The sequence below is a fragment of the Streptomyces sp. NPDC059248 genome (assembly GCF_042753905.1).
In the GTDB taxonomy this organism is placed as follows: domain Bacteria; phylum Actinomycetota; class Actinomycetes; order Streptomycetales; family Streptomycetaceae; genus Streptomyces.
In genome coordinates this window covers 1-21,451 of the sequence record NZ_JBHYZV010000104.1, presented here as the reverse complement: position 1 = coordinate 21,451, position 21,451 = coordinate 1, and the positions used below count along the sequence as shown (strand labels likewise).

At 72.2% G+C, this 21,451-nt stretch carries 16 protein-coding genes; 11 read left to right on the top strand and 5 right to left on the bottom strand.

From position 1 onward, the window contains the following. Positions 1 to 211: 211 nt before the first annotated feature. The 8 genes from ACFXG1_RS29985 to ACFXG1_RS29950 all read left to right on the top strand — a co-directional run bounded on the left by ACFXG1_RS29985 (position 212) and on the right by ACFXG1_RS29950 (position 12,959). A complete protein-coding gene (locus ACFXG1_RS29985; RefSeq protein ID WP_384745361.1) occupies positions 212 to 1,612 on the top strand; it encodes an acyltransferase family protein in 1,401 nt (466 codons plus the stop codon). A 119-nt stretch (positions 1,613 to 1,731) separates the two neighbouring features. After that, the gene (locus ACFXG1_RS29980) at positions 1,732 to 3,549 is read left to right on the top strand and encodes an ABC-F family ATP-binding cassette domain-containing protein (RefSeq protein ID WP_384721601.1); all 1,818 of its coding nucleotides are present in this window, start codon (positions 1,732 to 1,734) and stop codon (positions 3,547 to 3,549) included. A 309-nt stretch (positions 3,550 to 3,858) separates the two neighbouring features. Beyond that, positions 3,859 to 5,736, top strand: coding sequence for a PQQ-binding-like beta-propeller repeat protein (locus ACFXG1_RS29975; protein WP_384745359.1), 1,878 nt, complete (start codon positions 3,859 to 3,861; stop codon positions 5,734 to 5,736). 130 nt (positions 5,737 to 5,866) lie between these two features. Beyond that, positions 5,867 to 7,717 (top strand): PQQ-binding-like beta-propeller repeat protein, encoded by a 1,851-nt coding sequence (locus tag ACFXG1_RS29970; protein WP_384716860.1) that lies wholly within the window; start codon positions 5,867 to 5,869, stop codon positions 7,715 to 7,717. A gap of 265 nt (positions 7,718 to 7,982) precedes the next feature. Next, on the top strand, positions 7,983 to 8,672 hold the full coding sequence (locus tag ACFXG1_RS29965) for a LuxR C-terminal-related transcriptional regulator (RefSeq protein WP_384716863.1): 690 nt from the start codon (positions 7,983 to 7,985) through the stop codon (positions 8,670 to 8,672). Between the two features lie 85 nt (positions 8,673 to 8,757). Further along, positions 8,758 to 9,822, top strand: coding sequence for a galactose-1-phosphate uridylyltransferase (galT, locus tag ACFXG1_RS29960; RefSeq protein WP_384716866.1), 1,065 nt, complete (start codon positions 8,758 to 8,760; stop codon positions 9,820 to 9,822). Then, complete coding sequence (gene galK, locus ACFXG1_RS29955) at positions 9,819 to 10,937, top strand: galactokinase (protein ID WP_384716869.1); 1,119 nt, start codon at positions 9,819 to 9,821, stop codon at positions 10,935 to 10,937. The genes galT and galK overlap by 4 nt, the downstream gene beginning before the upstream one ends. A 1,218-nt stretch (positions 10,938 to 12,155) precedes the next feature. Next, entirely contained in the window at positions 12,156 to 12,959 is an 804-nt protein-coding gene (locus ACFXG1_RS29950; protein ID WP_384709237.1) for a LuxR C-terminal-related transcriptional regulator, read from the top strand. Here the strand turns inward: ACFXG1_RS29950 and ACFXG1_RS29945 are convergent. Further along, positions 12,918 to 13,415 carry a MarR family transcriptional regulator gene (locus ACFXG1_RS29945; RefSeq protein ID WP_358826817.1) on the bottom strand — a complete coding sequence of 166 codons (498 nt, stop codon included), beginning with the start codon at positions 13,413 to 13,415 and terminating at the stop codon, positions 12,918 to 12,920. The two genes, ACFXG1_RS29950 and ACFXG1_RS29945, sit on opposite strands and share 42 nt — an antisense overlap. Positions 13,416 to 13,546: 131 nt before the next feature. Here ACFXG1_RS29945 and ACFXG1_RS29940 point away from each other — a divergent pair, with 131 nt between their 5' ends. Next, a complete protein-coding gene (locus tag ACFXG1_RS29940; protein ID WP_384709230.1) occupies positions 13,547 to 14,383 on the top strand; it encodes a trans-aconitate 2-methyltransferase in 837 nt (278 codons plus the stop codon). Positions 14,384 to 14,440: 57 nt separating this feature from the next. Here ACFXG1_RS29940 and ACFXG1_RS29935 read toward each other — a convergent pair whose 3' ends face one another. Both ACFXG1_RS29935 and ACFXG1_RS29930 read right to left on the bottom strand, forming a co-directional pair. Then, positions 14,441 to 15,166: a TetR family transcriptional regulator gene (locus ACFXG1_RS29935; protein WP_384709227.1), complete on the bottom strand. Its 726-nt coding sequence runs from the start codon at positions 15,164 to 15,166 to the stop codon at positions 14,441 to 14,443. Continuing rightward, positions 15,163 to 16,215, bottom strand: coding sequence for an acyl-CoA desaturase (locus ACFXG1_RS29930; protein ID WP_384709224.1), 1,053 nt, complete (start codon positions 16,213 to 16,215; stop codon positions 15,163 to 15,165). The genes ACFXG1_RS29935 and ACFXG1_RS29930 overlap by 4 nt, the downstream gene beginning before the upstream one ends. 228 nt (positions 16,216 to 16,443) lie before the next feature. Between ACFXG1_RS29930 and ppc the strand changes: the two genes are divergently transcribed. Continuing rightward, positions 16,444 to 19,185 (top strand): phosphoenolpyruvate carboxylase, encoded by a 2,742-nt coding sequence (gene ppc, locus ACFXG1_RS29925; protein WP_384709221.1) that lies wholly within the window; start codon positions 16,444 to 16,446, stop codon positions 19,183 to 19,185. A gap of 121 nt (positions 19,186 to 19,306) precedes the next feature. Continuing rightward, on the top strand, positions 19,307 to 19,909 hold the full coding sequence (locus ACFXG1_RS29920) for a Uma2 family endonuclease (RefSeq protein ID WP_384709218.1): 603 nt from the start codon (positions 19,307 to 19,309) through the stop codon (positions 19,907 to 19,909). Here the strand turns inward: ACFXG1_RS29920 and pth are convergent. Further along, positions 19,906 to 20,502 carry an aminoacyl-tRNA hydrolase gene (gene pth, locus ACFXG1_RS29915; protein WP_384709215.1) on the bottom strand — a complete coding sequence of 199 codons (597 nt, stop codon included), beginning with the start codon at positions 20,500 to 20,502 and terminating at the stop codon, positions 19,906 to 19,908. The genes ACFXG1_RS29920 and pth overlap by 4 nt on opposite strands. 108 nt (positions 20,503 to 20,610) lie before the next feature. Further along, positions 20,611 to 21,207, bottom strand: a complete 597-nt coding sequence (locus tag ACFXG1_RS29910) for a 50S ribosomal protein L25/general stress protein Ctc (protein WP_384709212.1) — start codon at positions 21,205 to 21,207, stop codon at positions 20,611 to 20,613. Between the last annotated feature and the right edge of the window lie 244 nt (positions 21,208 to 21,451).

Genomic DNA, 21,451 nt, shown 5'->3' with positions numbered 1-21,451 from the left:
CGCGCAGTTCCTCGCGCCCCTGGACCCCGTGGCTCAGCCGGACCGCCAAGGCGGAGGCCCTGGGGGCGCGAGGAACTGCGCGACCAGCGACGACGCGGTCGCACCCGGCGAATTACCTGCGGGCGCCGGACGGGACCCGGCGGGTACTCAGGGCGGACCTGAGTAGCCGCGCCCTGACGGTGCGCCCGTCCCGGCGGCGAGCATGGCCGGCATGGCCGCCGAAACCGCTTCCGTCCGTGCGCTCGCCGACGCCACCCCCGCCGGGCGCGACCGCTACGCCGATCTGCTGCGGGTGCTCTCCCTCGGCGTCGTCGTCCTCGGGCACTGGCTGATGGCCGTGGTCGTGGTGACCGACGACGGCGCCCGCGAGGTGGGCAATCTGCTCGCCGTCGTACCCGCGTTGCAGGTCCTGACCTGGGTCCTCCAGATCATGCCGGTGTTCTTCTTCGTCGGCGGGTTCGCCCACGCCCTGTCGTACCGGTCGCTGACTCGCCGTGCCCCCGGGCGTTCCGTGTACGCGGACTTCCTGCGGGCCCGGCTCCAGCGGCTGCTGCGGCCCACCATGGTCTTCGTCCTGGTGTGGGCCGCGCTGGCGCTGGTGATCCAGCTCGCGGGCGGCGGTGACGGGCTGACCGGGGTGGCGCTGCGGCTCGTCACCCAGCCGCTGTGGTTCATCGGGATCTATCTCGCGATGGTCGCCTTCACACCGCCGCTGCTGCGGCTCCACGAGCGCTACGGCTGGGCCGCGTTCGGCGGACTGGCCGTCGCCGCCGTCGCCGTGGACACGGCCCGGTTCGCCGCCGGTCTCCCGTACGCCGAATTCCTGAACTTCGCCTTCGTCTGGCTCGCGATCCACCAGCTGGGCTTCCTCCGCGCCGACGGGCGGATCACCCGGCCCGCGCTCCTCGCCGGGACCGGTCTCGCCGCCGCCGCGGCCCTGGTTGCCCTCGGTCCCTACCCCCTCTCGATGGTCGGGATGCCGGGCGAGAAGGTGTCCAACATGGCCCCGCCGACGCTCGCGCTCCTCGCCCACGGCCTGTGGCTGATCGGCGCGGCCGAGGTGCTGCGCGGCCCGGGGACCCGGTTCGCCGGGCGGGCCCGGGTCTGGCGCGGGGTGATCGCCGCGAACGGGGTCGCGATGACCGCGTTCCTGTGGCACCTGACCGCGTTGCTGGCCGTGTACGGGGCCCTGCTCGGAGTCGGCGCGGCCCTGCCGGAGCCCGCGTCGGGCGCCTGGTGGGCGCAGACCCCGGTCCGGCTGGCCGCCGCCGCTGCCGTCGGTACGGTCCTCGTCGCCGTCTTCCGCCGCTTCGAACGCCCCGCGAAGCCCGCGCCCGCGCGGCCCACCGCGACGACCGGCACCGGCACCGGCACCGGCACCGGCACAGGCACAGGCACCGGAGGACCGCTGGCCGCCGTCGGGATCACCCTCTGCCTGCTGGGCGTCCTGGGAATCTCGATGGTCGGGTACGACGACCTGCTCGACGGGAAGTCCGCGACGCTGATCGCGATCCCCGTCACCGCCCCCACCGCCGTCGCCGCGGCCCTCGTCGGCTGGCTGCTGGTGGAACGCGCGGGCCGCCGGGTCCGCCCCGCGGCACCGGCGGCCTGAGCGGACCGGCCGGAGGCCCACCGGCGGGCCCGGCGGGCGGTCCGTACCGCCCCGCCACCGGCGGGCCGTGCGCCGACTACCCTGGGAGGCCGATCCACCCGCCCCTACGCAGGAGAAAAATGGCCGTCAATCTGGTCAATGTCGAGGCTGTCAGCAAGGTGTACGGAACCCGTGCCCTGCTCGACTCGGTGTCCCTCGGCGTCTCCGAAGGCGACCGTATCGGGGTCGTGGGCCGCAATGGCGACGGCAAGACGACCCTGATCCGGCTGCTGGCCAAGCTGGAGGATCCCGATACCGGCCGGGTCACCCAGAACAGCGGGCTCCGGCTCGGGGTGCTCACCCAGCACGACTCCCTCGACCCCGAGGCCACCGTTCGCCACGAGGTCATCGGCGATCTCGCCGACCACGAGTGGGCGGGCAGCGCCAAGATCCGCGACGTACTGACCGGACTCTTCGGCGGGCTGTCCATGCCCGGATTCCCCGAGGGCCTCGACACCGTCATCGGCCCCCTCTCCGGCGGCGAGCGCCGCCGGATCGCGCTTGCCAAGCTGCTCATCGCCGACCAGGACCTGATCGTCCTCGACGAGCCGACGAACCATCTCGACGTCGAGGGCATCGCCTGGCTCGCCGCCCATCTGCGGGCCCGCCGCTCGGCGCTGGTCTGCGTCACCCACGACCGCTGGTTCCTCGACCAGGTCTGCACCCGGATGTGGGACGTCCAGCGGGGCGCGGTCTTCGAGTACGAGGGCGGCTACAGCGACTACGTCTTCGCCCGCGCCGAACGGGAGCGGATCGCCGCCACCGAGGAGAGCAAGCGGCAGAACCTGATGCGCAAGGAGCTGGCGTGGCTGCGGCGCGGCGCCCCGGCCCGGACCTCCAAGCCCCGCTACCGCATCGAGGCCGCCAACGAGCTGATCGCCGATGTGCCGCCGCCGCGCGACACGTCGGAGCTGATGAAGTTCGCCTCCGCCCGGCTCGGCAAGACGGTCTTCGAACTGGAGGACGTGACCGTCCAGGCGGGACCCAAGGTGCTGCTCAAGCATCTGACCTGGCAGCTCGGCCCCGGCGACCGGATCGGCCTGGTCGGGGTGAACGGCGCGGGGAAGACGTCCCTGCTGCGCGCGCTCGCCGAGGCCGCCGAGACGGAGGGCGAGAAGCAGCCCGCCGCCGGCCGGGTCACCGTCGGCAAGACGGTACGGCTGGCGTATCTCTCCCAGGACGTCACCGAGCTGCCGCCCGCCCTGCGGGTCCTGGAGGCCGTCCAGCAGATCCGCGACCGGGTCGACCTCGGCAAGGGCCGGGAGATGACGGCGGGCCAGCTGTGCGAGCAGTTCGGCTTCGTCAAGGAGAAGCAGTGGACGCCGGTCGGCGACCTCTCCGGCGGTGAGCGCCGCCGCCTCCAGCTGCTGCGGCTGCTGATGGACGAGCCGAACGTCCTCTTCCTCGACGAGCCCACCAACGACCTCGACATCGAGACCCTGACCCAGCTGGAGGACCTCCTCGACGGCTGGCCCGGATCGATGGTGGTCATCTCGCACGACCGGTTCTTCGTCGAGCGGACCACCGACCGGGTGCTCGCCCTGCTCGGCGACCAGACCCTGCGGATGCTGCCGCGCGGTATCGACGAGTATCTGGAGCGGCGGCGCGACGCGGTCGAGGCCGGGGCCCCGGCGGCTCCCGCCGAGCGGAAGGCCGACGCCGCGCCCGAGACCCGGGCCAAGTCGGCCGGTGAGCTGCGAGCCGCGCAGAAGGAGTTGCAGCGGATCGAGCGGCAGCTCGACAAGCTCGCCGAGAAGGAGACCGCGGTCCACGACCGGATCGCCGCCAACGCCACCGACTTCGCGCAGGTGGCGAAGTTGGACGCCGAACTGCGGGAGCTCGCGGGGCAGCGGGAGGAACTCGAAGGCCGCTGGATGGAGTTGGCCGACGACGTCTGAGCCGGTCCGCCGGCGACCCGGAAGGGCCGGTGCCGACCGGTCCGTGAGGGTCGTCCGTGAGGGTCGGGTGCAGGCTTCATAACGGCGCCGTCACAAGCCGGTCCGCCCCTGGTGACAGGGGCGGACCGGCACCTTTCGGGAACCGGCCCGGGTGATAGAAAGAAGCTCCGCTCGACTGCCGTGAGACACGGCTCCAGGTCCGGAACGCTCCTTTCCGGGATACGGGTACCTGCCGACAGCGCGCCGCGCGCGCACCGGAAAAGCGGGGGAGGCCGTCGGACCCAGGACCGTACGAAGGGGGATGCGCTGATGTCTCAGCCGCCCAGCCAACAGCCGCCGGGGGGCTACGAAGCCCCTCGCGATCCCCGTGCCGGGGATCCGCGGCAGCAGCCCCGGGACGAGGGGTACGGATACCCGTACGACGCGGAGGGCGGTACGTCCCCTTATCACCCGGCGGACCCGAATCCGCGGGCGTCGTACGGTCAGGGCGGGTACGAGGCCCCGCCGCCGTCGCCCTACGACGCGCCGCCGTACGCCTCGGGGCCGTATCAGAGCCCCGTACCGACTCCGCCGCCCTATCCGCAGACACCGCCCGAGACCCCGCCGATGCCCACCGCGGCCCCGGGCCCGTACCAGCAGCCCGGCTATCAGTGGCCCGACGCGGCAGGCCCGTACGGCGCCGGACCCACGGGCCCCGGCCCCACCGGCCCCGGCGCCGGCCGCGGTTCCGGCCGGCGCCGTACGACCGTCGTCGTCGCCGCGTCCGTCGCGGCGCTGCTCGTCGCCGGCGGCGGCACCTGGGTCCTCCTCGACGACGACGGCGACGGCAAGGGCGACGGGAAGGAGACGTCCGCCGGTCCTTCGGCCGGTCCTTCGGAGCCGTCCGTATCGCCCTCGTCCGCCGGTGCCGGCCGGGGCAGCGAGATCGAGGGCGGCGGCGGCCGGGGCGGCCAGGACCTCAACGCGGGCCGCGCGCCCGGCGACGCCCGGACCCTCTTCCTCACCAAGAACGATGTCGACCTGCCGCGTAACGGCGCCGACGTCCACGGCCCTTGGGTCCGGGGCGACACCGTCGTCAAGGCCATGTACAAGCAGGTCGTCGGCTACTCGGCAGTCGACGGCACCAAGAAGTGGACCCTCCCCCTGGAGCAGGAGGTCTGCTCGGCCACACCCCGGACCTCCGCGTCCGGCGCCATCGTCGTCGGCGTCAAGGACGGCGCGGCGGACAGTGCCCGCTGCCGCGATCTGCGGCTGATCGACCTGACCACCGGCAAGGTGGGCTGGAAGACCGAGATACCGGACGAGCGCGGCTTCCTCGCCATGTCCGACCACACCCTCACCATCAGCGGCGACACCCTCGCCGCCGGGGCCACCGGGGTGTCGTACGGCTTCTCGATGCGCACCGGCGAGCGGCTGTTCGCCGGTCCGCGCGGCGGCTGCAAGCCGTTCGCGTACGCGGGCGGGGCGCGGCTGCTGGCCGCTGTCAGCTGCCCCACCTCCGACTACAAGAAGCCCAAGCACCAGCTCCAGCAGGTCGACCCGGCCACCGGCAAGGCGAAGTGGACCTTCGCGGCGCCGGAGGGCTGGGAGGTCGACAAGGTCTACTCCGCCGACCCGATCGTGGTCTCCCTCGTCCAGCGCGAGCCCAAGAAGTGGACCGTGGTGGCCCTGAAGCCGGACGGCACGGTCCGCTCCCAGATCGCCGGGGGCAAGGACCGCTTCCGGGTCGGCTGCGGCGGCTCGTCGGTCATCTTCGGCCAGAACCTGGAGGGCTGTACGGGCGTCGCCGCCGACGCGAGCACCCTCTACCTGGCCACCGAGCCCGTCCGGGCGGGCGGCGCCAACCAGGTCGTCGCCTTCGACCTGAACACCGGACGCGCCAAGTGGCGGGCCCCCTCCGGCGGCGACACCCCGGTCGTACCGCTCCGGATGGAGGGCCGCGACCTGGTCGTCTACCGCGAGCCCTCGTACGACGCGGGCGGCGCCGTCGCCACCCTCGCACCGGGCGGCGGTGCGCCGAAGACCGTGCTGCGGCACCCGAAGGCGGCGGCCGGGGTCGAGAACTCCTTCTACTCCGCGCGGCTGCTCTACCAGGACGGCCGTGTCTACATCGCGGCGGGCCGGGTGAGCGCGCCCAACGACGAGGAAGAGCTGAAGGCCCCGACGATGCTGGCGTTCGGCCCCTGACGGCCCCGACGGCCCCCGACGCCCTCTGAAGACGGGCCGGCCCGCGCGGCCGCGCCCCGCCGTCGACACCGCTTCCGGCAGGCCCCGCCCGCCGTTCCATCCGACCGTTCCCGCCCCGAGGTGTTCCGCCATGAGCCAGCCGCCGACCCCGCCTCCGCCGCCGTCAGGACCGCCCCCGCAGGGCGGCGGCTTCGGCCCGCCGCAGGACCCGCCGCCCGGTGGCTTCGGCCCGCCGCAGCAGCCCCAGCAGCCGCCCCGGCCCCCGGGCCCGCCGGCCCCGCCCCCGGGACCTCCCGCGCCGCCGCCCGGCTACGGGTATCCGCAGCAGCCGCCGACCCAGCCCGGGTTCGGCTACCCCGGACAGCCCGGACAGCCCGGACAGCCCGGACAGCCCGGACAGCCCGGGTACGCCCCCGGCCCGCAGCCAGGGCAGCCGTACGGTCAGCCGCCCGGCTACGGCTACCCCGGGCAGCCCCAGGGCTACGGCTACCCCGCACAGCCCATGCCCCCGGCCCCCACCCCGCCCGGCCGGAAGAAGCTCGGCACCCAGGCGAAGATCATCATCGCCGCGGCCACCGCCGTGGTGCTGATCATCGGTGGCGGAGTGCTGTACGCGGCCACCGGCGACGACGGCAAGGACACCACCAGCAACTCCGGCACCAAGGGCGGCAAGAAGAAGGGCGACGACGGCAAGGAGGGTACGAACGGCGGCGAGGAGACCGTTCCGGACAATCCCGACTCCCGGCTCGGCTTCATCGTCGACCAGCCGCCGACGCCCGACGTCTCCGACTTCAAGGGCTCCTGGGTCACCGACAAGGCGTTCGTGAAGCCGGGCATCGCGGAGATCACCGGCTACGACCGGGACAAGGGCACCGCCCTGTGGAAGATCCCGCTGCCCGGCCAGACCTGCGGCGCCTCCCGCCACCAGTCCGCCGACCACAAGACCGCGATCCTCTTCGAGCCCGCGAAGCGCACCAAGTCGGGCGAGGGCCGCTATCAGCCGTGCAGTGAGGTCGGCGTGATCGACATGGCGAGCGGCAAGCTGCTGTGGCGCAAGACGGTCACCTCCCCGCTCCGCGGCGATATCCCGGTCCGGTTCGACGAGATCACCATCAGCGGCACGACGGTCGCCGCGGGCGGTCTCGACGGCGGCGCCGCCTTCGATCTGAACACCGGCGCGGTCCGCTGGAAGCCGACGACCTCCGAGGGCGACTGCGAGGACCGCGGCTACGGCGGCGGCCCGGCCCTGGTCGCCGTCCGCGCCTGCGGCGGCTACGACGACAAGCAGCTCTCCGTCGAGAAGCTGGACCCGGCCACCGGCCGCCCCGCGTTCTCGTACAAGATGCCCGCAGGGGTGGACTACGCCAGCGTCGTCAGTACCGATCCGCTGGTGGTGGCGGCCGACGTCGGCGACACCGGCAAGTACGGCATCTCCGACTTCTTCTCCATCGACGCCCGAGGCAAGCTGCGGGCGAAGATCTCCGCGACGGGCGACCGCTTCGAGGCGCGCTGCGCCGCCACGGAAGTCGAGTCCTGCACCAAGGTCGTCGTCGGCAACGGACGGCTCTATCTGCCGACCACGCCCCACGAGGGCAGCGGCGAGAGCTACAGCAGGACCAACGAGATCGTGTCGTACGACCTCGCCAACGGGAAGCCGCTGCCGGGCCGCGCGGACGCGGGCGAGGGCTTCACCTCGTTCCCGCTGCGGATGGACGGCGACGCCGTCATCGCGTACCAGGAGCCGCCCTACCGCAAGGGCGGCCAGGTCGTCAGGATCAACGGCACGACGCTCACGTCGAAGGTGCTGATGCGGAATCCGGCCGAGGAGAAGACGATCGACATCGAGCGCAAAATGTCCATCGGGGACTCCGAGATACGGTTCGTCGACGGGCGGCTGTACATGAGCGAAGAGCTGATGAGCGAGTCCGGTACGTCGAGCTACAAGAGTTATCTGGCGATTGCATTCACGCCGCAAAATTAAAAAGGCGACCGATTTTCGCCCCTTCGCGGACTTGGTACTGCTGCGGGGAAGGCTGATTAGCGGAACAGTAGTGGCCCGGTGTGGGAGGTTTCCGCACCGGGCTGCCGCCTTTTGGTCATGTGGTAGTCATGCCATGGTCATAAGTGACCCTGTTGAGTGGCTCATTCGGCAGTCTTGGGTACTTCTGCCGACTCAGGGCACGCAATGTCGAACAGGCCGTGTAACTTGCCGGGGCAGGTTGCACCGGGGGGATGGGAGTTGCTCGATGGGCGTGCGGCTCATGGTGGTCGACGATCACAGACTGCACGCCGAGGCGCTCGCCTCGGCGTTGAAACTGCGCGGGCACCGGGTGCTCGCCGCGACGGCCCCGGTGACGGGCGCGGCGGACCTGGTGGTCTCCCGGGCGCCCGAGGTGTGCCTGCTGGGCACCGCCAATCCGGCGGAGCCGGGCGTCTTCGACCCGGTGACACGGATCAAACGGGAGCGCCCCCAGGTCGCGGTGGTCGTCCTGGGGCCCGTACCCAACCCCTGGGGCATAGCCGCGGCGTTCGCGGCGGGCGCCTCCGGCTACGTCCGCCACGACGAGCGGATCGAGGGCGTCGAGCGGGCCATGATGAAGGCGCGGTCCGGTGAGGCGGTGGTCGCGCCGGCGCTCCTCCAGGGCGCCTTCGCCGAACTGCTCAACCCGGTCTCCCAGCCCGACGACGAGGGCCAGCGGCTGCTGCGGCTGCTGACCCCGCGCGAGGTGGAGGTCCTGGTCCGGGTCGCCGAGGGCGAGGACACCCGGCTGATCGCGGCCGGGATGGGCATCGCCCCGAGCACCGCGCGGACACATGTCCAGCGGGTGCTGATGAAACTGGGCGTCGGCTCCCGTCTGGAGGCCGCGGCGCTCGCGGCCCGTACGGGCCTGCTGGACCGTGCGGCCCCGCCGGCGGGCCAGGGAGGGCTCCGCTGACGGGTCCCGGGTCCCGGGGTCTCGTTTTGTTGGATCGTGGGCGATTGTGTTGGCTTCTGTTGGGGCGGATGAGAGGGTATCCGCCGTGAGGAAGATCGCGATCCGGCTCGCGGACGGCCGTGAGCTGCTCTATTACGACGCCGACGCCGACGCACCGGGGCCGGGTGCCCGGGGGCGTGCCGCCGCGGTCGACACCCGTCCGCTCGCGCCCGTCGCCACCGGCTCCGAGATCCGCCGGGACCCGCTCGCCGGGGACCGGATCGTCATCGCGTCGCACCGGCAGACCCGCACCTACCACCCGCCGTCCGAGGCGTGTCCGCTCTGCCCGTCCCGCGCCGGCCGGGCGACCGAGATCCCCGCCGCCGACTACGACGTCGTCGTCTTCGAGAACCGCTTCCCGTCGCTGGCCGGGGAGACCGGCCGGTGCGAGGTCGTCTGCTTCACCCCCGACCACGACGCCTCCTTCGCCGACCTCGACGAGGACCGGGCCCGGCTCGTCCTCGACGTCTGGACCGACCGCACCGCCGCGCTCGCCGACCGGCCGGGGACCGAGCAGGTGTACTGCTTCGAGAACCGGGGCGCCGAGATCGGGGTGACCCTCGGCCATCCGCACGGCCAGATCTACGCGTACCCCTTCGTGACACCGCGCACCGAGCGGATGCTCCGTACCGCCGCGGCCCACACCGCCCGGACCGGCCGCAACCTCTTCGACGACGTGGTCGCCCGGGAACGGGCCGAAGGCGTCCGGGTCGTCCTCGACGGGGAGCACTGGACCGCCCATGTCCCGTACGCGGCGCGCTGGCCCTACGAGGTCCATCTCCACCCGCGCCGCCGCGTCCCCGACCTGCGGGGGCTCGACGAGGCCGCCCGGGCGGAGTTCCCCGGTCTGTATCTGGAGCTGCTGCGCCGCTTCGACCGGCTCTTCGGACCCGGGGAGCCCCCGACGCCGTACGTCTCCGGCTGGCACCAGGCGCCCTTCCGGGCCCCGGGCCGGGACGGCTTCGGCCTCCATCTGGAGCTGTTCACCGTGCGGCGGGCGGTGGGACGGCTCAAGTACCTGGCCGGGACCGAGTCCGGGATGGACGCGTTCGTGAACGACGTACCGCCGGAGACGGCGGCCCGGCGGCTGCGGGAGGTGGCGACCGCGTGACCGCCCCGCGCACCGGGGCGTGGACCGCGCCCGGCCGGGTCAACCTCATCGGCGAGCACACCGACTACAACAACGGCCTCGTGCTGCCCTTCGCCCTGCGGCAGGGCGTCACCGTCACCGGCACGCGCCGCGACGACGGGATCCTGACCCTCCGCTCCGACGGCGGCTTCGGCGGCCCGGTCGCACTGCCCGTCGCGGACCTCGCCCCCGGGTACGGGCCGCGCGGCTGGACCGACTACCCGGCGGGCGTCGTCTGGGCCCTCCGGGACGCCGGACATCTCGTGGGCGGCGCCGACCTCGCCTACACCTCCACCCTCCCCGCGGGCGCGGGCCTCTCCTCGTCCGCCGCGCTGGAAGTCGCCACGGCCCTCGCCCTCACCGGGCTGTACGGGCTCCGCGAACTCGCTGCGGACCGGGCGGAGCTGGCCCGGCTCTGCCGGCGGGCGGAGAACGTCTACACCGGCGCGCCCACGGGGATCATGGACCAGACGGCCTCCGCGTGCGGCCGGGCCGGGCACGCGATCCTGCTCGACACCCGCGACCTGTCCCGGCGGTACCTCCCCTTCGACCCGGCGGCCGCCGGTCTCGCGCTCCTCGTCGTCGACACCCGGGTACGGCACGCACACGCGGACGGCGAGTACGGGCGCCGGCGCGCGGGCTGCGAGTCCGCCGCGCGGGAACTCGGGGTCCGCGCCCTGCGGGACGTCCCGTACGAGGGCCTCGACAGGACGCTCGCCCGGCTGCCGGACGCGACCCGGGCGCGGGCACTGGTGCGGCATGTCGTCACCGAGAACCACCGCGTGGAGCGGGCTGCGGCACTGCTGGAGGCCGGTGACCTGCCCGGCATCGGCCCCCTCCTGACGGAGGGCCACGCGTCGCTGCGGGACGACTTCGAGGTGTCCTGCCGCGAGACCGACCTGGCCGTCGACGCGGCCGTCGCGGCCGGGGCGCTGGGCGCCAGGATGACGGGCGGCGGCTTCGGCGGCGCCGTGATCGCTCTGGTGGAGCGCGCCGCGTCCCCCGGGGTCGCCGACGCCATCCGGTCCGCGTTCACCCGTGGCGGCCACCCCGCCCCCCGCACCTTCGAGGCAACCCCGTCCCGGGGGGCCCACTAGCGAGTGCGGGTTGCTCCTGCGCCTCAGTGGCCGTTGCTCCGGGGGTTTGCGCGGGTGCTTGCTCGGCGCGGGTGGGCCGGTCGGCTACGGGGTCACCTCCTCGCCATCGGCGGAACTCGGGACCTTGGAAACGCTGACCGCTGCCGTACCGCCGACGGCTGCGGGGGCCACCCCGCATCCACCCGACCGGCGTCACCCAACCTGTCCCTCGTCCCGGAACCCGCCACGGGGGAAAGGAAAAGGCGGTTCCGGCCCCGGCGCCATCTGAGGGCCCTGGGCTGACGGGTGCATGTTCGTATGCGTGGGGAGGGCGGGTGCGGGGTCGCCCCCGCAGCCGTCGGCGGTACGGAAACGGTGACCGTTTCCAAGGCCCAGGGTTCCGCCGACGGCGAGGAGGTGGCCCCGGGACCGACCGACCAACCCGCGCCGCACGGGCAGCCCGCAGGGTCCAGAGCAGCGGTCTGCCGACAAGACCACACACAAGACCCCGCGCAACACCAGCAACATGGATCAGCGAATCCAGGGGCGCGAGGAACTGCGCGACAAGCCACCCACCGGGCCGCGGGCCGAAGAGCACCTGTGGACGCCGGACGCGTCCGGTCCCGGGACCCGGGCCACGGGTAGCCAAGGCGCTGGGGGTCACCCGCGCGGCGCGAGCCCTGCGGCACCCGGGTGAACGGCCCCGGGGCTCACGCACCCCACAGCGGGAGGCGCTCCGGCGGAGGGGCTCAGGCTCCGCCGGAGCTTCCGTGCGACCGGCGGATGAATCCGTGTATCTGGTGATGCATGGGGATCAGCCGGTCCATGCCGTCCAGCCTCCTGCCGCCGCGACCGGCATGTCAAGAAATCCCCGTCCCGTCACGGCGACCGCCACCTCATCACCATGCGATCGCCCCGCGCCGACTCCCGCCGCCGGATTCCGGATCGAGTCTCCTGTTTCCCATGCATCCCTCCCAACGCATGGGTAACCTTCCAGTACAACCCATCCCCCAGAGCTGGTCATCAGTTCTGCAAATACGCTTCCGCTTCCGCCCACCGTCCGTAGTCTGATGGTCAACGCCGGTGGGGGCCGGTGTTGATCTGGGGACGAGACAGCGGGGTACGACGCCCGGGGTGGGGTAATTCAGTCACAGCGCGGCAGCCGCCGCGCAGGGGCTGACGGTCCGTCTCGGGCGGTGTGTTCGCATCGAGCCGTCCTCCGACACAGGGGGTGTGTCTGTGGTCCGTATCCGGGTCCTGGTGGTGGACGACCACCGAATCTTCGCCGAGTCGCTCGCGGCGGCCATGGCCGCCGAGCCCGACGTGGACGTCGGCGCCGCGGGCAGCGGCCCCGCGGCCCTGCGCTGTCTGGAGCGCGCGGCGGCCGACGGACGGCCGTTCGACGTGATGCTCGTGGACGCCGATCTGGGCGCCGCCGCGGTTCCGCCGCAGGGTCCGCGCGCCCCGGTCGCCCGGGCCGTGGCCGACGAGGGCGAGGACGGTCCCGACCGGCTCGTCGACGGGCTGAGTCTGGTGGCGGGGGTGCGTTCCGGCCAGCCGGAGGTCCGCTGCGTCGTACTCGCCGAGAAGGACGATCCGCGCCGGGCCGCCCTGGCTCTGCAGGCGGGCGCCTCGGGCTGGGTCGCCAAGGACTGTTCACTTCAGCGACTGCTGGCCGTGATCCGCGGCGTCCTGCGGGACGAGACGCATCTGCCGCCCGCCCTGCTCACCGGAGTCCTGCGGGAGCTGACGGCCGCCCGCAAGCACCGGACGGAGAGTGAGCGGCTGGTGGAGTCGCTGACGCCGCGGGAGCGCGAGGTCCTGCGGTGCATGGTCGCCGGGCTGGGGCGCAAAGCGGTCGCCGAGCGCCTCTTCCTGTCACCGCACACCGTCCGGACGCATATGCAGAACGTCCTCGGCAAGCTCGGGGTGCACTCCACCCTGGCCGCCGTCGCCCTCGCCCGCCGGGCCGGGGTCGGCCCGGCGGACCCGGCCGTGAAGCTAGCCGGGAATGTTGTCGAACGGGGCGGTCAGCTGGCGTAGCAGCGCCGCGAGTTCCGCGCGCTGCGCGTGGGACAGCTCTGCGAGGATCGCGCGCTCCTGGGCCAGCAGCCCGGCGAGCGCGCGATCCGCGCGATCGCGCCCCTCGGGGGTGAGCCGGACCAGCACTCCACGCCGGTCGGATGGGTCCGGCAACCGCTCGACCAGGTCTCTCTTCGCCAGTCTGTCGATGCGATTGGTCATGGTGCCCGAGGTCACCAGGGTCTGGGTGAGCAATTGGCCGGGTGAGAGCTGATAGGGCGCACCCGCCCGTCGCAGCGACGTCAGGACGTCGAACTCCCACGGCTCCAGATCGTGCTCCGAGAACGCGATCCGCCGGGCCCGGTCCAGATGGCGGGCCAGCCGGGAGACCCGGCTCAACACCTCCAGGGGTTCCACGTCGAGGTCGGGGCGCTCGCGGCGCCATGCTGCGACCAGTCGATCGACCTCGTCCTCCATGACGATCAGTGTAGAGGGTCTGTCGATATGAAGTCTCTTGACGTCAAGAGATAATGTCGTGGATCGTGGGGCAGGGACGGGCCGGAACCCCGTTCCGCTTCGGCCCTACGTTCCTGCAAGGGGGCTCTACCGTGAATTCCGTACCGATATGGGATCCGCATCAGTACCTTCGCCATTCAGGTCACCGCACCCGTCCCTTCCTCGATCTGCTCGCCCGGCTCCCCGAACCACCCGCGGCGGGCTTCCGGCCGCTGCGGATCGCCGACATCGGCTGCGGGCCCGGGAATGTCACCGCGCTGCTGGCCGAGCGCTGGCCGACGGCCCTGATCACCGGCTTCGACCATTCGCCCGAGATGCTGGCGCTCGCCGAGAAGGAGCACGCCGGGACGACCCCAGGCGGCGGCGGGCTCGACTTCCGGGCGGCGGACGCCGCGTACTGGACGCCGGACGAGCCGTACGACGTGATCGTCTCCAACGCGGCCCTCCAGTGGGTGCCGGGCCACGCCGAATCCTTCCCCCGCTGGATCGACGCGCTCACCCCCGGCGGCATCCTCGCCTTCCAGGTCCCCGGCAACTACGAGGCGCCCAGCCACTCCCTGCTGGCCACCCTGTGCGGACTGCCGGAGTGGCGCGACCGGCTCGCGGGCCACGGCCGGGGCTTCGCCCATGTCCTCGACCCCGCCGACTACCTCGACCGGCTGACCGGCCTCGGCTGCGCGGCCGACGCCTGGGAGACCACGTACTACCAGCTGCTGCCCGGTGAGGATCCGGTCCTCGACTGGGTCAAGGGCACGGCCCTGCGGCCCGTTCTGACGAAGCTCGGCACCGACACGGACGCGGTGGACGCCTTCCTCGGGCAGTACCGCGATCTGCTGCGGAAGGCGTATCCGCCGGGGCCGCACGGGACGGTCTTCCCGTTCCGTCGGATCTTCGCCGTCGCCCGCACCCCGGCACCGGACACGGACTGACCTTCGAGGGGTACGGGGGCGGGGGCGGATCCCGCGGGATCCGCCCCCGTACCGCGATCAGTTCTTGCGGTGGCCCATCAGGCGCGGTTTCGGCTCCAGGCCGTCGAGGCCGTGCCAGGCCAGATTCACCAGATGCGCCGCCACCTCGGCCTTCTCCGGGCGGCGGGCGTCCAGCCACCACTGGCCCGTCAGCGCCACCATCCCGACCAGGGCCTGGGCGTACAGCGGCGCCAGCTTGGGATCGAAGCCCCGGTTCTTGAACTCCATGCCCAGGATGTCCTCGACCTGGGTGGCGATATCGCTGATCAGCGACGCGAACGTGCCCGTCGACTGCGCCACCGGCGAGTCCCGGACCAGGATCCGGAAGCCGTCCGTATACGTCTCGATGTAGTCGAGGAGCGCGAAGGCCGCCTGCTCCAGCAGCTCCCGGGGGTGCCCGGCGGTCAGCGCCCCGGTCACCATGTCCAGCAGCTGGCGCATCTCCCGGTCGACCACGACCGCGTACAGCCCCTCCTTGCCGCCGAAGTGCTCGTAGACCACCGGCTTGGAGACCCCCGCCTTGGCGGCGATCTCCTCCACCGACGTGCCCTCGAAGCCCTTCTCGGCGAAGAGGACGCGACCGATGTCGAGCAGCTGCTCACGGCGCTCGGCGCCCGTCATCCGGACCCGGCGCCCGCGCCGTGCCGGTGCTCGGGTCTTCGCCGGGGTCACCGTGCTCGCCTCGTTCGCCTCGTTCGTCCCGGTACGGGTACTGCTGCCGTCGGTCGCCACATCGTCCATCATGCCGTGTCGGCCGCTCCGGCGTTCCGGGGGGACGGGGCGCGACGGGCCTCGATACGCTCGGCGGTCGGCCAGCGGACGTCGTACGCCCACCCCAGCTTCTCGAACCAGCGGATCAGCCGGGCACTGGAATCCACCTGGCCACGCAGGACACCGTGGCGGGCCGAGGTCGGATCGGCGTGGTGCAGGTTGTGCCAGGACTCGCCGCAGGAGAGCACCGCGAGCCACCACACATTGCCCGAACGATCACGTGATCGGAACGGCCGCTTCCCGGTCGCGTGGCAGATCGAGTTGATCGACCAGGTGACGTGGTGCAGCAGGGCGACCCGGACCAGGGACCCCCAGAAGAAGCCGGTAAAGGCGCCCCACCAGGAGAGCGTCACCAGACCGCCGACGATCGCGGGGAACGCCAGCGAGAAGAGGGTGAAGAGGATGAAGTAGCGGGAGATCCGGCGGATCGCCGGGTCCCTGACCAGATCCGGGGCGTACTTGTGCTGCGGGGTCCGCTCCTCGTCGAACATCCAGCCGATATGCGCCCACCACAGGCCCTTCATCAGGGCCGGCACCGTCTCGCCGTACCGCCACGGCGAATGCGGGTCGCCCTCCGCGTCGGAGAACTTGTGGTGCTTGCGGTGGTCGGCGACCCAGCGGACCACGGGACCCTCGACCGCGAGGGAGCCCGCGAGCGCCAGCGCGATCCGCAGCGGCCGCTTGGCCTTGAACGAGCCGTGGGTGAAGTAGCGGTGGTAGCCGATGGTGATGCCGTGGCAGCCGATGAAGTACATCGAGACCAGCAGACCGAGGTCCAGCCAGCTCACCCCCCAGCCCCAGGCCAGCGGCACGGCAGCGGCCACGGCGAGGAAAGGGACGATGATGAAGAGGAGCAGGGTGATCTGCTCGAGCGACCGCTTCTCGTCCCCGCCGAGGGTGGCGGAGGGCAGGGCGGAGCTCTCGTCGGGCGAGTCCGCCCCCTCGGGCCGCGGGCCGGGAGCCGTACCCGGTCCCGCCTCCGGGCCCGGGGCGTCGTCGAGCAGATCGGGGCTAGTCGTCATGAAGGGTCCCCTGTGGGGTGAGGAATGGGCGGAGATGTCCGCGTCTGAGCCGTGCTACGGCTGCGTAACCTACGGCATCGTAAGTATGGCAGCGCACAGCTCCGCGGCAAGAGCCCCTCTCGACCGCGCCCAGCGCCGGGACACCTATCCTGGGACCTGCCGGACAGCGCGGTCCGCCGACTCCAGAACCCCTCCAGACGTGCTCGAACACCGCAAGGAGCAGCACCTGTGAGCAGTGCCGACCAGACCCCGACGGCCAGCGCAGAACTCCGGGCCGACATCCGCCGACTGGGCGACCTCCTGGGCGAGACCATCGTCCGCCAGGAAGGCCCCGAACTGCTCGACCTCGTCGAGCGCGTCCGCGCTCTGACCCGCAGCGACGGCGAGAACGCCGCGGAGCTGCTGGGCGACACCGATCTGCCGACCGCGGCCAAGCTGGTCCGCGCCTTCTCCACGTACTTCCATCTCGCCAACGTCACCGAGCAGGTGCACCGCGGCCGGGAGATGCGGGAGCGGCGCGCGGCCGAGGGCGGGCTGCTGGCCCGCACCGCCGACCGGCTCAAGGACGCCGACCCCGAGCATCTGCGGGCCACCGTCCGCAACCTCAATGTCCGGCCCGTCTTCACCGCCCACCCCACCGAGGCCGCCCGCCGCTCCGTCCTCAACAAGCTGCGGCGGATCGCCCAGCTCCTGGAGACCGACGCCGCCCTCGGCTCCGGGCCCGCCGACCGGCGCCGCTGCGATCTGCGGCTCGCCGAGAACATCGACCTCATCTGGCAGACCGACGAACTCCGGGTGGTCCGCCCCGAGCCCGCCGACGAGGCCCGCAACGCCATCTACTACCTCGACGAGCTGCACGCCGACGCCGTCGGCGACGTCCTGGAGGACTTGGCGGCCGAGCTGGCCCGGGTCGGTGTCGAGCTGCCCGCCGGCACCCGGCCGCTGACCTTCGGCACCTGGATCGGCGGCGACCGGGACGGCAACCCCAATGTCACCCCCGACGTCACCTGGGACGTGCTGATCCTCCAGCACGAGCACGGCATCACCGACGCCCTCGCCCTCGTCGACTCCCTGCGCGGACTGCTCTCCAACTCCATCCGCTACACCGGCGCCACCGACGAACTGCTGGCGTCCCTGGAGGCGGACCTGGAGCGGCTGCCGGAGATCAGCCCCCGCTACAAGCGCCTCAACGCCGAGGAGCCGTACCGCCTCAAGGCCACCTGCGTCCAGGCGAAGCTGGAGAACACCCGGGCCAGACTCGCCAAGGGCACCCCCCACGAGCCCGGCCGGGACTACCTCGGCACCGCCGAGCTGCTCGACGACCTCACCCTGATCCAGACGTCCCTGCGCGCCCACCGCGGCGGCCTCTTCGCCGACGGCCGGATGGACCGCACCCTGCGCACCCTGGCCGCCTTCGGGCTCCAGCTCGCCACGATGGACGTTCGCGAGCACGCCGACGCCCACCACCACGCCCTCGGGCAGCTCTTCGACCGGCTCGGCGAGGAGTCGTGGCGGTACGCGGACATGCCGCGCGAGTACCGGCAGAAGCTGCTCGCCAAGGAGCTGCGCTCGCGCCGCCCGCTGGCGTCCACACCCGCCCCGCTCGACCCGGCGGGGGCGAAGACCCTCGGGGTCTTCCACACCGTGAAGGAGGCGTTCGAGCGGTTCGGACCCGAGGTCATCGAGTCGTACATCATCTCGATGTGCCAGGGCGCCGACGACGTCTTCGCCGCCGCCGTCCTCGCCCGCGAGGCCGGACTGCTCGACCTCCACGCGGGCTGGGCGAAGATCGGCATCGTGCCGCTGCTGGAGACCACGGACGAGCTGCGGGCCGCCGACGTCATCCTCGACGAGATGCTCTCCGACCCGTCCTACCGGCGTCTGGTGTCCCTCCGCGGCGATGTGCAGGAGGTCATGCTGGGCTACTCCGACTCGTCGAAGTTCGGCGGCATCACCACCTCCCAGTGGGAGATCCACCGGGCCCAGCGGCGGCTGCGCGACGTCGCCCACCGGCACGGCGTACGACTGCGCCTCTTCCACGGCCGCGGCGGTACGGTCGGCCGGGGCGGCGGCCCCACCGCCGACGCCATCCTGGCCCAGCCGTGGGGCACCCTCGACGGCGAGATCAAGGTGACCGAGCAGGGCGAGGTCATCTCCGACAAGTACCTGATCCCGTCGCTGGCCCGGGAGAACCTGGAGCTGACGGTCGCCGCCACCCTCCAGGCGTCGGCGCTGCACACCGCGCCCCGGCAGCCGGGGGAGGCCCTGGCGCGCTGGGACGCGGCGATGGACACGGTCTCCGACGCGGCCCACGCCGCCTACCGGAAGCTGGTCGAGGACCCCGACCTGCCCGCGTACTTCTTCGCCTCCACCCCGGTCGACCAGCTCGCCGACCTCCACCTGGGCTCCCGCCCGTCCCGCCGCCCCGACTCCGGGGCCGGACTCGACGGGCTGCGGGCCATCCCGTGGGTCTTCGGCTGGACCCAGTCCCGTCAGATCGTCCCGGGCTGGTTCGGCGTCGGCTCGGGCCTCAAGGCCCTGCGCGAGGCCGGTCTCGACACCGTTCTGGACGAGATGCACGAGAAGTGGCACTTCTTCCGCAACTTCCTCGCCAATGTCGAGATGACCCTGGCCAAGACCGATCTGCGGATCGCCCGCCACTATGTCGACACCCTCGTCCCCGACGAGCTGAAGCACGTCTTCGCGACGATCGAGGCCGAGCACGAGCTGACCGTACGGGAGGTCCTGCGGATCACCGGCGGTGAGCGCCTGCTCGACTCGCACCCGGTACTCCAGCAGACCTTCGCGATCCGGGACGCCTACCTGGACCCGATCTCGTACCTCCAGGTCTCCCTCCTGGCCCGCCAGCGCCGGTCCGCCGCCGGCGGCGAGACCCCGGACCCGCTGCTGGCCCGGGCCCTGCTGCTGACGGTCAACGGGGTGGCGGCGGGGCTGCGCAACACCGGCTGACGGCTCCACGCCCTCTCAAGGTCAACACGCCTCCGGCGCCATCACCCGATGTGGTGATGGCGCCGGAAGCGTACGGCTAACGTGGAAGGGGTAGGCCAGGATCCCGTCCATGGGAGGAACCATGACTGCTGAGTCCGGGCAGAGCTGGCCCATGCCCCCCCCGGACGGGTACACCGTGGACGATCTGCTGACTCTGCCGGGCCTCCCGCCGCACACGGAGTTGATCGACGGGGGTCTGGTACTCGTGAGCCCGCAGCGGTACTTCCACCTCGCGATGATCAGACTGCTGGAAGCCGGGCTGCTGCGCACGATGCCGGAGCATCTCTGGGTCGTCTCCGAGATGACGGTCGTCATCGACCGGCGCAACGGTCCGGAGCCCGATATCAGTGTCGTCCGGGCGGACGCGCTGACCAGCGTCGACCAGACCTCCTTCCGGGCCGCCGACGTCGTCCTCGCCGTCGAAGTCGTCTCTCCGGAGTCGGAGGGACGCGACCGCGAGACCAAGCCGCAGAAGTACGCCAAGGCGGGTATCCCGCACTTCTGGCGGGTCGAGCGGGTGGGCGACGAGGGACGGCCGGTCGTCCATGTGTACGTGCTGGACGAACAGACCGGCGCCTACGCGCACGCGGGTCTGCACCAGGACCGGCTCAAGGTCAGCCTGCCCTACGAGGTGGACATCGACCTCGCCGTCCCCCTGCCCCCGGGGTTGTCCGGCCCCCGCTAGGAGTTGTACGCGCTCTGCGCCCGCTCCAGGCCCTCCGTGACCAGGGACTCCACCGCGTCCGTCGCGCGGTCGACGAAGTAGTCGAGCTCCTTGCGCTCGGTGGCGGAGAAGTCCTTGAGGACGAAGTCGGCGACCGGCTGGCGGCCCGGGGGGCGGCCGATGCCGAAGCGGACGCGGTGGTAGTCGGAGCCCAGGGACTTGGTGATCGACTTCAGTCCGTTGTGTCCGTTGTCGCCCCCGCCGAGCTTCAGCCGCAGGACGCCGTAGTCGATGTCCAGCTCGTCGTGGATCGCGACGATATTGGCGACCGGGATCTTGTAGAAGTCGAGGAGCGCCGACACCGGGCCGCCCGAGAGATTCATGTACGACATCGGCTTCGCCAGCACCACCCGACGGCTGCCGGGACCGGGTACGCCCAGCCTGCCCTCCACGATCTGGGCCTGGGCCTTCTGGGCGCGCTTGAAGGTGCCGCCGATGCGGTGGGCGAGCAGATCGGCCACCATGAAGCCCACATTGTGGCGGTTGGCCGCGTAGCCGGGGCCCGGGTTGCCGAGGCCCACGATGAGCCAGGGGGCGGTGGCGTCGGTCGTCATGGGGTGATTCTCTCCCTCGGGAGGGGTGGGCGGGGCTGAAAGCGACGGCGCCGCCCGCGCCCGGGAAGGGGCGCGGACGGCGGCCGTACGGCGGTGTGCCGGGAGTGCTTACGCCTCCGCGGACTCGGCGCCCTCGCCCTCGGCGCCCTCGGCCGCGGGCTCCTCGGCCTGGGCGGCCAGGACCTGCAGGACGACGGTGTCGTCCTCGACGGCCAGGGTCACGCCGGACGGCAGAGCGATGTCCTTGGCGAGGACGGAGGCACCGGCCTCCAGGCCCTCGACGGAGACCGTGAAGGACTCGGGGATGTGGGTGGCCTCGGCCTCGACCGGCAGCGCGTTCAGGACGTGCTCCAGCAGGTTGCCACCGGGGGCCAGCTCGCCCTCGGCGTTGACCGGGACCTCGACGTTGACCTTCTCGCCGCGCTTGACCAGCTGAAGGTCGACGTGCTCCAGGAAGCCCTTCAGCGGGTCGCGCTGCACGGACTTCGGGATCGCCAGCTCGTTCTTGCCCTCGATGTCGAGGGAGAGCAGGACGTTCGGGGTACGGAGCGCCAGCAGCAGCTCGTGGCCCGGGAGGGTCAGGTGGATCGGGTCGGAACCGTGGCCGTACAGCACACCGGGAACCTTGTCCTCACGGCGGATACGGCGGGCGGCGCCCTTGCCGAACTCCGTACGGACGGTCGTGGAGATCTTCACCTCGGACATATGCACTCCTCGTACAACAGACGGATCGGTTGGTCACCCGGCCGCGAACGGCCTGCTACGCCTGATGCGAAGAGCGCGTCGATAACGGACCGCCGCACCGTGGTGCGGCCTCCCTCGCCGAGCAACCCCAGCAGTCTACGCGAAAGGGCCGCGGTGTACGTAAAGGAGAACCCGGGCCGGAGGCCCCCCCCCGGGGGGGGGGGGCCCCCGGCGGGGACGCACAAACCCAGCTCAACAAAAACTC